Genomic DNA, 12187 nt, shown 5'->3' on the forward strand with positions numbered 1-12187 from the left:
GCTTGATTACCACTTGTTATTATAAATAAGATAGTTGTTATGCTTGTAATAAAGAGATATCGGCAACTTTTAAAAATAAATTTTGCAGTTTCTTCAACAAGGCCAAGCGATTGAGTTTAATTTTTTCATCATCAGCCATCACCATGACTGATGCAAAAAATTCATCAACAGGTGATTTTAATGATGATAATTCAACTAACGCATCTTGATAACGACCTTCATTAAAATAAGGTGCTAACTTATCGTTTAATATCACCACTTGTTTCGCTAATTCACCTTCTGCTCCGGCTTCTAATAATGCCGTATTAATAGTATCGGGAATTTGCACTTGTGCTTTCGATAAAATATTTGAAACCCGTTTATTGGCTTCAGCCAGTGAAGAGGCTTCCGGTAGCGTTCTAAAATGGGTAACAGCTTTAATCCGGGCATCAAAATCAGCCGGTTTAGTTGGATTAAGTGCTAACACCGCTTGAATGGTATCGATTGCAAAACCAAGCTCTTGATACCATGCTCGGAAGCGACCTTGCATAAAGCTGACAATATCGGTCACAACGTTTTTATTGTTTAACTTATCGCCATATAGTGATGTCGCATAGTTTGTTAAATCAAGCAAATCTAAAGGTAAGCTTTTTTCAACAATAATACGTAAAACACCGATTGCCGCACGGCGTAATGCGAACGGGTCTTTATCGCCTTTAGGGTGTTGACCGATACCAAAAATACCCGCTAAGGTATCCATTTTTTCAGCGATTGAAACCGCGCATGATACGTTTGTGCTCGGCAATTCATCACCTGAAAAACGTGGTTTATACTGTTCTTCAATGGCAGTGGCAACTTCAATACTTTCGCCGTCTTTTATGGCTAAATATCGTCCCATAATACCTTGCGTTTCGGGAAACTCAAACACGGTATTAGTGACTAAGTCACACTTAGTTAATTTTCCGGCACGTTTGGCCTTAGCAACATCAGCGCCAATTTGCTCGGCTATATAACCGGCCAGTGCTTCGATTCGTAATGATTTATCTTTAACGGTGCCAAGTTGTTGTTGAAATAACACGGTTTCAAGGCGAGGTAAGCGGTCTTCTAAACGCTGTTTTAAATCGGTTTTATAAAAAAATTCGGCGTCGGCTAAACGTGGACGCACCACTTTTTCATTACCGGCAATCACCACTTGTGGATCTTTTGATTCAATATTTGCAACAAAAATAAAATTCGGCAGTAATTTGCCTTGATTATCATAAACAGGGAAGTATTTTTGATCGCCTTTCATGGTATACACCAGTGATTCGGCCGGCACATCTAAAAATCGCTCTTCAAATTTTGCCGTTAACACAACCGGCCATTCAACCAAAGATGAGACTTCTTCAAGTAAACTTTCGGTTAAATCTGCTTTACCGTTAAGTTTGGCTGCCGCCTCTTGTGCTTGCTGTTTGATAATTGATTTACGTTTGTCATAATCAGCAATGACTTTACCACGCTGCTCAAGAATGTCCGGATACTGATCAGCATGATCAATGGTAAACTCTTGTTCACCCATAAAACGGTGACCGCGGATAATGCGGTCTGATTGAATATCTAAAATTGTGCCGGGAACCAGCTCATCACCATATAGCATTGTCACAGTATGGCTAGGGCGGATAAACTCAACTTGACGAGCCGCCCAGCGCATCGGTTTAGGTATTGGTAATTTGCTCAGCGCGGCTTTTACCATATCACACAATAGATCAACAACCGCCTGACCTTTTTGATATTGGGTATAAGATAGCCATTCACCTTTGTCGGTTTGCACACGCTCAGCTTGATCGACGCTAATACCACAACCACGAGCCCAACCTTCTGCCGCTTTGGTTGGATTGCCTGCTTGATCGAAAGCGGCACTCACTGCCGGGCCACGTTTAACAATTTGGCTATCGGGCTGAGTATCATTTAAATTTAATACTTTTAACGCTAAACGCCGTGGCGATGCGTACCAAAGTACTTCACCATGTTCTAAATTAGCATTATCCAGTTGTTCAATAAAGTTAGCGGCAAAACTTTGCGCTAATGTGCGGAGTGATTTTGGTGGTAACTCTTCTGTACCAATTTCCACTAAAAATGTTTTTTGCATAATATTTATCTTCCTACTTAGATGATGCATTTTCGTTTGACGGTGAATTTTGGCACATCGGGAATCCAAGTGCTTCACGCGAGGCGTAATAAGCTTCAGCAACCATTTTGGTTAATGTTCTGATCCGCAATATATAGCGTTGTCGCTCGGTTACTGAAATCGCTTTACGGGCATCAAGTAAATTAAAGCAATGTGCAGCTTTTAAAATTCGTTCATAAGCAGGTAGCGGTAAAGGTTTTTCTAATTCAAGTAAAAATTTTGCTTCTTTTTCATGTTGTTCAAAGCAGTAAAATAAAAAGTCGATATTGGCATATTCAAAATTGTAAGTCGATTGTTCAACTTCGTTTTGATGAAACACATCGCCATAGGTGGTTTTACCAAAAGCACCGTCGCTCCAGATTAAATCGTAAACACTATCGACACCTTGAATATACATCGCTAAGCGTTCTAAACCATAAGTTATTTCGCCTGTTACCGGTTTACACTCAAGCCCGCCTACTTGCTGAAAGTAGGTGAACTGAGTCACTTCCATACCATTCAACCAAACTTCCCAGCCTAATCCCCATGCGCCTAACGTAGGGTTTTCCCAATTGTCTTCGACAAAACGAATATCATTAATTGTTGGATCGAGTCCTAGCTCTTTGAGTGATCCTAAATAGAGCTCTTGGATATTCTCTGGTGACGGTTTTAAGATAACTTGAAACTGATAATAATGTTGTAACCTGTTGGGATTTTCACCATAGCGACCATCGGTTGGGCGGCGTGAAGGCTGAACATAAGCGGCATTGATAGGCTCAGGTCCTAGTGCACGTAAACAGGTCATCGGATGAGAGGTGCCGGCGCCAACTTCCATATCTAACGGTTGAATTACCGTGCAACCTTGATTAGCCCAGTAATCTTGTAACGTAAGTATTAACCCTTGAAAGGTTTTGACATTAAACTTTTGCATGATGTTATCTTTAATGGTTGAATTGATTTTTCAATAATTTAAATAGTGCTGTATTTTATACTTTTTATTCAAGCTTGTGAAATGCCTAATCATTATATAATTTAATATATTGTTTAACCGATTTGATACTGTTTTCATTTTGCATATTGGCTTATTTATCGGTATAGTAAAACTATCTTAATTGCTTGGTAATAAATTAAAAATTCAAACGCCATGTCTATTCATAACAAAATTGTCGTCGTAACGCTAATTTGCTTAATGAAAGTTAGTTTTTTGTATGCTGATGATAATCAGCAATTACAAATTATACGTCAATCCATTGAAGAGCAAGAAACCCGTTTAGCTGAGCAAAAAAAAGAGCGAACACAATTAGTTAATGCGCTTAAAGAACAAGAAACACAAATAGCCAAACTACTCACATCCATTGAAAAAAATGGCACCATACTTAAAAAACTCAATTCTGAAATTAACCAATTAATTAAACAAATCGATGATTTGAGCGCTAAACAAACGCAACAACGGCAGGTATTAGCTAAACAGCTTGAAAGTGCGTTTAAATTGGGAAAAAGTACCGGTTTCGAACTTATTTTTGCCAGTGAAGAGAACGATCGCAATGAACGTTTAATTACCTATTATCGTTATATCAATCAGGCAAGAGAGCAGCAAATTAATGCCCTGCGTGAAACGCAATTACAACTTAACGATAAAAAAGCGGCGTTACAAATAAAACTCACTACGCAAAAAGCATTACAAACCAAACAGAAACAAGAGCAAGTCGGGCTTGTGAAAAATCAAAAAGATCGGCAAAAAACCATTAACTCGCTTGAATCGTCGATGCAAATAAATGAGCAAAAATTGGCTCAGCTAAAAGAAAACGAAACCAAACTACAAGCTAAAATTGCTCAGGCAGAAAGAGAGAGCCGTCTTATTGCCGAAGAAGAAGCCAGACAAGCAAAACACATTGAGGCAAAACAGAAAAATACAAACTATACACTTAGCGCTGACGAACGCAGTTTAATGGCTCGTGTCAGTGGTATTGGTCAGCCCGGACACCAATTTGATTGGCCGGTTAGCGGAACTGTTGCGCATCGATTTGGTGAGTCTTTACAAGGTGAACTTCATTGGAAAGGAATGGTAATCAATGCTAATGACGGTACACAAGTAAAAGCGATTGCAGACGGGCGAGTTATTCTTGCCAGTTGGTTACAAGGATATGGTTTTGTTGTTGCACTGGAACATGGGAAAGGTGATATGAGCTTATATGGATATAATCAACGGGTTTTAGTTGATGTTGGGGATAAAATTCATGCCAATCAACCTATTGCTTTAGTTGGTTCAAGCGGCGGGCAAAATACGCCAAGCTTATATTTTGAAATTAGGCGAGACGGTAAAGCGCTTGATCCAAGAGGGTGGTTAAAATGATGATACGTTTAGTACATTTTATTTGTTTAAGCTTAATGATCATTAATGTTCACTGTGTTTGGGCGGCAAAACTTGCTTTAGTTATTGACGATTTTGGTTATCGGCAAAGTAACGAACAGAAAATTATTGCGCTTTCACCCAATATTACTATCGCTGTTTTACCTAATTCTCCAAATGCACAGAAGATTGCAACGCTAGCTCATCAGCATGGTAATGATGTGATTATTCATTTACCTATGGCACCTACAGGAAAACAACCGCTCGAGAAAGATACCCTTTTTCCTTATATGGAAGAGTCTGTCGTGAGTCGAATTGTTACCGATGCAGTAGAGCGTGTACCTTATGCAATTGGTGTCAATAACCATATGGGGAGTTTGATGACCTCGGATCTTACGGGTATGAATCATGTGATGAAAGCCTTAAGCAACTACTCAATGTTTTTTTTAGATAGTAAGACAATCGGTAGAACTAAAACCAAAGAGGCGGCAAGCCAGTACGCTATTCCCGTTCTTGAGCGAGATGTCTTTTTAGATGATAAAATAACTGAAACCGCAATCGGCCAGCAATTTGAATCAGCAATTAACGTTGCGCGCAAGCATGGCGTGGCAATTGCAATTGGTCATCCTCATCCACAAACGGTGAATGTGCTAACATCTAAACTGGCAAATTTACCCGATGATATTGAATTAATTAAAATCAGCGAGTTAATTCCAGCCCCGGAGTTACCTACGCAAAACTCACTTTACTTAGAAAAACTACTCGACAAATATCGACAATTATTTGAGCTATTGTGTCAGTTTATGCTAACCAAACAGTAGCGGTTACTTTTTTTCCAACGTTCGATGACGAACTTGAATTTGTTTATTTTGCGCCCGGAAAAACGCCGCTAACTGCTCAGCAATAAAAACCGAACGATGTTGACCACCCGTACAACCGATAGCAATGGTTAAATAACTGCGGTTATTTTTTTCTAAAAGAGGCAGCCATTGCTTAAGGTAATTGGCTGTTTGATAGATAAAATTGGTCACTTCGTCATGTTTTAACAGATATTGCTTAACCGGCTCATCTAATCCGGTTAGGGCTCGTAAATTGATATCCCAGTGTGGATTGGGTAAAAAGCGCACATCAAAAACGAAATCGGCGTCGACCGGCAAACCATGTTTAAAGCCAAACGATTCAAAAATAATAGTTAATTCACGCTCTTTTTTACCTAAAATTCGAGATCTTAAAATACTTGATAGCTCATGTACCGAAAGATTATCGGTATTAATCACTAAGCTAGCGTGCGATTTTAATGGCTCCAGAAATTTTTCTTCAAGGTCGATAGCTTCTTCTAACGAATATTTTTGATTGGTTAAAGGGTGAATGCGCCTTGTTTCACTGTAACGGCGAATAAGGGTGTTTCGGCTGCAATCGAAAAAGATAATTACGGGGGTTACCGATGCCGGTAAACGCTGTAATACATCGTGATTAAAGTCAAAATTGGCGGGTAAATTTCGGATATCAATACTAACGGCAACAGGGGTATTGTTGTTTTTTAATGAATCGGCTAATTGTGGTAATAGTGCAAGCGGGATATTATCGACACAATAAAACCCCATATCCTCTAATGCACGTAACGCAATCGATTTTCCAGAACCTGAACGACCACTTACTATCATTAAAATCATGATAACAACTCCAGCATATTTGTTCCCTTAAGTATATACTTTTTACTTCTTGTTGTGCAATTTTGTGTATAAACAATCATGCAAAACATTATGCTTTAGTGCTTAGCTTTAATTTGGGCAATTAACTGCTTAAGCGCTAATCCACGATGTGATATCTGGCTTTTGTGATCTTTGGTTAACTCCGCTGCTGTGCAATTGAGTTGAGGTATATAAAACAGCGGATCGTAACCAAAACCACCTTCGCCTTTTAATTCATTTAAGATAACACCATCCCATTTACCTAAACAGATAATGGGCGTTGGGTCGTTTTCATGTTGCAAATATACCAGCGCACAATAAAAGTAAGCTTGCCGATTTTCCGGCGGGACATTTTTTAATGCATCGAGTAATTTTTCATTATTACTCTGGTCGTTGCCATGCTCACCGGCATAACGAGCCGAATAGATCCCGGGAGCGCCATTAAGCGCTTGAACAACTAATCCTGAGTCGTCAGCAATGGCGGGTAAACCGGTTAATTTTGCAGTATGACGAGCTTTTAAAATAGCATTTTCAACAAAGGTTAAACCTGTTTCTTCAGCGTCCGGAACATTGAACTGTTTTTGCGCAACAATATTAAAACCGGCATCGGCTAATAGCGTTTGTAACTCATTGACCTTACCTTGATTATTGGTTGCTAAAACAATTTGTTGCATTTTGTTGCTCCTTAATTGATTGATGTTGTTTAGGCTATTTTAGTCAGTTAAATGGTTACTGATTACCTAGCGGTTTAAAATTCCGGTTCACAAGTAAATGTCATGCTTTCCCCGGTTTTAGGGTGATTAATCGTGAGTGATTGTGCGTGTAATAGCAATCTTTTCGACATCGCAAAAGCTTGCGGGTGCGCATAAAATTTATCGCCTAAAATTGGGTGTCCGATAGCTTGCATATGTACCCGTAATTGATGCGAACGGCCAGTAAACGGGTATAACTCAACCCGTGTGGTGTTGTCACTATTGCGTGCAACGACTTGATACTCGGTTAATGCATGTTTACCGTTTTGCATATCAACCATTTGCCGTGGACGATTAGGCCAATCACAAATCAAAGGTAGTTCAACTTGGCCGTAATCTTGTTCAATATGCCCATGTACAACAGCGATATAAGTTTTTTTCGGAATCCGTTCTCTAAATTGTTTCTTAATTTCACGATCGGCAAGTTTAGATAGCGCAGCGACCATAATACCGCTGGTTGCCATATCTAAACGATGTACCGATTCAACATAACTGTATTTTTGTTGTAGACGATGAATAATACTGTCAATAAATTGAGGCTTATTACCCGAAACAGATAGCAGACCAGATTGCTTATTAACAACCACAATATGATCATCTTGATATAGAATTGAAAGCCACGGATCAGTAGGCGGATGATATTCCAAAAGCATTTGTGTGTGACAATTTGTAAAATAAAATTGTCACACATTCTAACAAACTCGGCAAAAAGTGCCAGTCTAATATTATTTATGCCACGTCGAGCTTTTGGCTGTTGGGAAAATTTGGGAAAACAGGACAATGATACCGACAATAATATAGCAGGCAAAAATGATAATCATCCATTGTGACATTTCAATGGTTAAAAATGACCATATTTTTTCAGCGCAGCTACCGTAAGCATTAAACATGCTTGGAAACCATTGATTTAATGGTAGCCAACTTGGAAATTGAACGTTTATAGCACAGCTGTCGGTCAAATTGGGTTCAAATTGTAAATGGGCGTGATACATGGCTAAGTTCAAACCTTTATAGGCACTATATAACCAAATTGCAATACCCAATAGGCGATAAATTAGCTTTTGGGGTGCAATTAATCCGAAAATACTGCCTAACATGATGCCGTAAATTGCACATCGTTGATAAATACAAAGCGTACAAGGGGCTAGCCCTAAACCGTGTTGAAAATAGAGTGCGGTTATTTCAAAAACAGCTGTAGATAAAAATAATAGCGCCCATGCTATTCTTCCACGTGAGTATTGATTGAGCAATGCTAACATACTATTTTATTCTCCCGTATTCCGTTATAATCATTCATCAGTGAGTGTATTGGAAAATGTTCTATTATTAAGTTAGCGGTAGTGTAGAGGATTTTTCAATAATGTAAAACGACTTTTACTCATTGATAGTGGACTCATCATCTCTAATTAATCAAAGTTATGACTATCCGGATTTAACAAAAGAAACTTAAAAAGTTTAAGCAGATATTGAAAATTTAATATTTGCAAAAAACCGGTTTTCCCTAGTAATAATGGAAGAAGAATGACAAATCAACTAGCGCAAATCAAATTATTTTATCAAGATAATTTAATTATAAAAAACGATAACAATGATTTAAGAGATAGTTTAAATATTGAAGATGCAGAAATACTATTTAATATCGGTTTACCTAACTCCACAGAATTAGATTTTAAATTTACAAAAGAAACTAACTATCTCAATAATAATGAATTAATTTTAGATGATAGTGAAAATGGAAAGATAATATATAATATTACTAATCACCACGTTTATTTATTTTTTCCTTCAAATAAGAAAAAAATTATATTAAATGTTGGATTATTTCAATTTCTATTCTCTATTTATTATTATGAATTATTTTTAAATAATTGGAAAAATGATAAAAAAAATAGAGCACACTATTTTGATGATTTTGAACAAAAAATGAATATATTAAATAATCATTTTCAAAGTCTGGATTATTATTGGGAAGCAATTATCAACGAGTTATCACCTATATGCATACAAACGCCCCACAAAAAAAATTAAACGTTACTTTTGTGACGATATCTGAAGAAAATGCGACTCAACGTATCGATAACTTTTTGATCACACATTTAAAAGGTGTCCCAAAAAGTATGATTTATCGCATATTGAGAAAGGGGGAAGTGCGGGTTAACAAAAAACGTATAAAACCCGAATATAAGTTAAATATCGGGGATGAAATTCGTATTCCGCCTATTCGTGTGTCAGAAAAGCCCGCGCCGGAAATATCAACTAAGCTCAATAAAGTGGCTGATTTAGAAAAAGCGATTATTTATGAAGATGAGGTCATTTTGGCCATTAACAAACCTTCCGGCATCGCGGTGCACGGCGGTAGTGGGCTGAGTTTTGGCGTTATTGAGGGATTACGTGCGTTAAGACCAGAAGCAAAATTTCTTGAATTAGTTCACCGTATCGACCGTGAAACCTCGGGTGTGCTGTTAATTGCTAAAAAACGTTCAGCTTTAAAAGCACTGCATGAACAACTCCGATTAAAACAGATGACCAAAAACTATCTTGCTTTAGTCAAAGGCAGTTGGCCTTCTGAATGCAAAGTCGTGCAAGCGCCGTTGCTTAAAAATGTGCTTAAAAGTGGTGAACGTGTGGTTAAAGTCGATAAAAATGGTAAACCTTCAGAAACACGCTTTAAAGTTGAAGAGCGGTTTGAATGTGCCACATTGATAAAAGCAAGTCCTGTCACAGGGCGAACGCATCAAATTCGGGTGCATACTCAATATACCGGACACCCGATTGCTTTTGATGACAGGTATGGTTGTCATCAATTTGATGCATTATTAAATAAAACCGAGTTGAATCGATTATTTTTACACGCTGCCAATGTAAAATTTATTCATCCCAAAAGCTTAGAGCCAATGCAACTACAAGCGCCGATGGATGAGACTTTGCAAACTTGTTTGGCATTGCTGAGAAAAGATAAACATCAACAGTCAAAATCATAAAATTAAAAGGTAGTAAGCACGAATGAAAGATCTAAATTTATATCTAATAAGACACGGTCAAACTGAGTGGAATATTAAAGATCAGATGCAAGGATCGCAAAATTCTCCTTTAACTCAAGACGGTATTTTAGGGGCTAAAGTGACCGGACAGCATTTAAAAAATGTGCCTTTTATGCAGGCGTATTCCAGCCCTCAGCAACGAGCAATGGAAACTCGAGATTATATTATTCATGAAAATGATAATGTGATACCAACATTTGAACTTACCGATCTTCGGGAAATGGATTTTGGTACCTGGGAAGGTCAGCATGTTCCTATGCTGAAAAAAGAAGTCCCGGAATTTAATACTTATTTAACCGATCCGGCTAATTTTGATGCAAGTGTCAATCAAGGTGAAAACTACCTTGAAGTGCTATCCCGAATGAAAAACGCATTAACCACCATTGTGCAAAATGCACCCGAACAAAATGGTAACATTCTTGTGGTTTCGCATGGCACGGTATTGCGCTTATTGCTTTGCGTTCTAAATGGCGGTGACTGGCGGTTGCATCGTGACGAGGATTACTTCCCACGAATGTTAAATACCAGTATTAGCGTGGTGAACTATCAGCAATCAGATGATCAGACAGAAGGTCAATTTTCAGTTAAATTCTTCAATAATGTCGATCATTTAAACCAAAAATAGTGTGATTTTATTCTCCAGACTCATCGAAAATGTCGTCTGGAGATGTTTTGCTACTTGTTATCTTCGATAAGGCGCGTAGCGTTTTTGTAGTTTTTGTATTTGATTAATTCTTGCATCAATCTTTGAAATTAAAGTCTGATTGTTTTTGGTTTGACGTTTGGCATTTTGCAAGATATTAATTGCCCCTTCAAAATCACCGTCTAACGCTTGTACTTCAGCTTGAGCGCTCATCTCTTGCGCGCGTGAATTTAAGCCACCGTAAGCTTGTACCAGTAATTCCCAGCCGTTTTGATCATCACTGTTATCAAAGGTATAACGATGTAACAAACTGGCAGCTTGCTGATAGTTTTTCGTTTTAATATAGGCATTTGCAAGGTTAAGCTTTAATGCCGCGTTATTCGGTGAATGTTTCAGTGCCGCTTGCAGGCGAGTAATAGCGCTGCTGCCATTATTCATTGCCAAATCAATATCGGTCATCAAATCGATATACCAGATATTGTTTGGATCATTATCTAATAATGGTTGTAGTTGCTCTTTAGCTTTCTGATTGTTGCCATTATGATTATCAACCAGCGCATTGGCATAGATAATGGCTACTTTACTTTGTGGCGTATTAAGTTTTTTGTAATCTTCAATCAAGAGTTTAGCAATGTTTTTATTTCTTGAGTTATAAAGAATAGCAAGTCGTGCTTTGGCTAAATAGTAGTCTATTGACGAGGAGACATTTTTTTTACCGTACTGTAAGGAACGGCTGCGAACATCGCTTAAACGGCTATTGGGTAAGGGGTGAGTCAATAAAATTTCTGGCGGTTTAGTGGTAAAACGGCTTTGATCGGCGAGTTTTTGTAAAAATTCAGATGAAGCGTTAGGATCAAAACCCGCTTTAACTAATGTTCTAAGCCCGACACGATCGGCCTCTTGTTCATTTGATTGAGTAAAGCTTATCATGCTTTGTTGCGATCCTGCCATCGTGCCGGTCATGGCTGCCATGCCAGCTTCAGGATTGGCTAAAGTAAGCAATAACGAGCCTAACGTAGCTCCCCAGACATAAGGGCTATTACGATTCTGTGCTTCCATTGCTCTTGCCAAATGGCGTTGAGTAACATGGCCAATTTCGTGCGCCATAACGGAGGCGAGTTGGCTTTCGTTATCGGTATCTAATATAAGTTTAGAATGAATCACCACATTTCCACCAAAAAAGGCGAAAGCATTTAGCACATCGCTTCGCATAATGTAAAAATGGAAAGGGGTTTGCACGGATTCAGATTTTGACACTAACTTTTTGCCAATCTCATTAATATATTGGTTCAAAACCGGATCGTTAATGATTGGCGCACTGGCACGAAGCATTCGCATGTAGTAATCGCCCATTTCCAGTTCTTGACCAATACTTAAGGTCGAAGCGGCAGCGGTGCCGATATCCGGTAGGGAGATGTTATTCGCGTAGACGACAGCGCTATTTTGTAATAATAATGTACTTGATAAAACTAATGCGATTGCTTTCTTTAACATTCTTTTCAACCATAATCATAGGAGTGATAGGCAGTTATTTTAGCTGAAAAAAAAGACAATACCACACTGAATTTTAATAACCTTTCCTAAA

Annotated in this window: 12 protein-coding genes; 5 read left to right on the forward strand and 7 right to left on the reverse strand. The window is 38.2% G+C overall.

Annotated features, from left to right (window positions below; translation table 11 throughout):
• Positions 1 to 37 precede the first annotated feature (37 nt).
• Positions 38 to 2110, reverse strand: coding sequence for a glycine--tRNA ligase subunit beta (glyS, locus tag J3U37_RS11245; RefSeq protein ID WP_366518700.1), 2073 nt, complete (start codon positions 2108 to 2110; stop codon positions 38 to 40).
• A gap of 10 nt (positions 2111 to 2120) precedes the next feature.
• Positions 2121 to 3056, reverse strand: a complete 936-nt coding sequence (glyQ, locus tag J3U37_RS11250) for a glycine--tRNA ligase subunit alpha (RefSeq protein ID WP_220218789.1) — start codon at positions 3054 to 3056, stop codon at positions 2121 to 2123.
• 258 nt (positions 3057 to 3314) lie between these two features.
• On the opposite strand from glyQ, the gene envC reads away from it, so the two are divergent.
• Both envC and J3U37_RS11260 read left to right on the forward strand, forming a co-directional pair.
• Complete coding sequence (gene envC / locus J3U37_RS11255; RefSeq protein WP_267329318.1) at positions 3315 to 4478, forward strand: murein hydrolase activator EnvC; 1164 nt, start codon at positions 3315 to 3317, stop codon at positions 4476 to 4478.
• Positions 4475 to 5296, forward strand: coding sequence for a divergent polysaccharide deacetylase family protein (locus tag J3U37_RS11260; protein ID WP_267374942.1), 822 nt, complete (start codon positions 4475 to 4477; stop codon positions 5294 to 5296). The genes envC and J3U37_RS11260 overlap by 4 nt, the downstream gene beginning before the upstream one ends.
• 3 nt (positions 5297 to 5299) lie before the next feature.
• Here J3U37_RS11260 and rapZ read toward each other — a convergent pair whose 3' ends face one another.
• The 4 genes from rapZ to dsbB all read right to left on the reverse strand — a co-directional run bounded on the left by rapZ (position 5300) and on the right by dsbB (position 8177).
• Positions 5300 to 6148 carry an RNase adapter RapZ gene (rapZ, locus tag J3U37_RS11265; protein ID WP_267374946.1) on the reverse strand — a complete coding sequence of 283 codons (849 nt, stop codon included), beginning with the start codon at positions 6146 to 6148 and terminating at the stop codon, positions 5300 to 5302.
• Between the two features lie 95 nt (positions 6149 to 6243).
• Positions 6244 to 6840, reverse strand: a complete 597-nt coding sequence (locus J3U37_RS11270) for an XTP/dITP diphosphatase (RefSeq protein ID WP_267329316.1) — start codon at positions 6838 to 6840, stop codon at positions 6244 to 6246.
• Positions 6841 to 6914: 74 nt separating this feature from the next.
• Positions 6915 to 7571 carry a bifunctional tRNA pseudouridine(32) synthase/23S rRNA pseudouridine(746) synthase RluA gene (rluA, locus tag J3U37_RS11275; protein WP_267374948.1) on the reverse strand — a complete coding sequence of 219 codons (657 nt, stop codon included), beginning with the start codon at positions 7569 to 7571 and terminating at the stop codon, positions 6915 to 6917.
• 72 nt (positions 7572 to 7643) lie between these two features.
• Positions 7644 to 8177, reverse strand: a complete 534-nt coding sequence (gene dsbB, locus J3U37_RS11280) for a disulfide bond formation protein DsbB (protein ID WP_220218795.1) — start codon at positions 8175 to 8177, stop codon at positions 7644 to 7646.
• Positions 8178 to 8439: 262 nt separating this feature from the next.
• On the opposite strand from dsbB, the gene J3U37_RS11285 reads away from it, so the two are divergent.
• The 3 genes from J3U37_RS11285 to J3U37_RS11295 are packed head-to-tail and all read left to right on the forward strand — an operon-like array spanning position 8440 to position 10584.
• On the forward strand, positions 8440 to 8946 hold the full coding sequence (locus tag J3U37_RS11285) for a hypothetical protein (RefSeq protein ID WP_267374950.1): 507 nt from the start codon (positions 8440 to 8442) through the stop codon (positions 8944 to 8946).
• Entirely contained in the window at positions 8916 to 9899 is a 984-nt protein-coding gene (rluC, locus tag J3U37_RS11290) for a 23S rRNA pseudouridine(955/2504/2580) synthase RluC (protein ID WP_267374952.1), read from the forward strand. The genes J3U37_RS11285 and rluC overlap by 31 nt, the downstream gene beginning before the upstream one ends.
• A gap of 22 nt (positions 9900 to 9921) precedes the next feature.
• Positions 9922 to 10584, forward strand: coding sequence for a histidine phosphatase family protein (locus J3U37_RS11295; protein ID WP_267374954.1), 663 nt, complete (start codon positions 9922 to 9924; stop codon positions 10582 to 10584).
• A gap of 57 nt (positions 10585 to 10641) precedes the next feature.
• On the opposite strand, the gene J3U37_RS11300 is transcribed toward J3U37_RS11295, so the two are convergent.
• A complete protein-coding gene (locus J3U37_RS11300; protein ID WP_416379777.1) occupies positions 10642 to 12105 on the reverse strand; it encodes a M48 family metalloprotease in 1464 nt (487 codons plus the stop codon).
• Positions 12106 to 12187 lie beyond the last annotated feature (82 nt).

It is taken from the genome of Gilliamella sp. B3172 (assembly GCF_026536465.1).
Taxonomy (GTDB): Bacteria; Pseudomonadota; Gammaproteobacteria; order Enterobacterales; family Orbaceae; genus Gilliamella.

Excerpts from the sequence above, each read along its gene's own strand:
- glyQ (WP_220218789.1), bottom strand. The coding sequence starts at position 3,056 with ATGCAAAAGTTTAATGTCAAAACCTTTCAAGGGTTAATACTTACGTTA.
- envC (WP_267329318.1), top strand. The coding sequence starts at position 3,315 with ATGAAAGTTAGTTTTTTGTATGCTGATGATAATCAGCAATTACAAATT.
- J3U37_RS11260 (WP_267374942.1), top strand. The coding sequence starts at position 4,475 with ATGATGATACGTTTAGTACATTTTATTTGTTTAAGCTTAATGATCATT.
- rapZ (WP_267374946.1), bottom strand. The coding sequence starts at position 6,148 with ATGATTTTAATGATAGTAAGTGGTCGTTCAGGTTCTGGAAAATCGATT.
- J3U37_RS11270 (WP_267329316.1), bottom strand. The coding sequence starts at position 6,840 with ATGCAACAAATTGTTTTAGCAACCAATAATCAAGGTAAGGTCAATGAG.
- rluA (WP_267374948.1), bottom strand. The coding sequence starts at position 7,571 with ATGCTTTTGGAATATCATCCGCCTACTGATCCGTGGCTTTCAATTCTA.
- dsbB (WP_220218795.1), bottom strand. The coding sequence starts at position 8,177 with ATGTTAGCATTGCTCAATCAATACTCACGTGGAAGAATAGCATGGGCG.
- J3U37_RS11285 (WP_267374950.1), top strand. The coding sequence starts at position 8,440 with ATGACAAATCAACTAGCGCAAATCAAATTATTTTATCAAGATAATTTA.
- rluC (WP_267374952.1), top strand. The coding sequence starts at position 8,916 with ATGCATACAAACGCCCCACAAAAAAAATTAAACGTTACTTTTGTGACG.
- J3U37_RS11295 (WP_267374954.1), top strand. The coding sequence starts at position 9,922 with ATGAAAGATCTAAATTTATATCTAATAAGACACGGTCAAACTGAGTGG.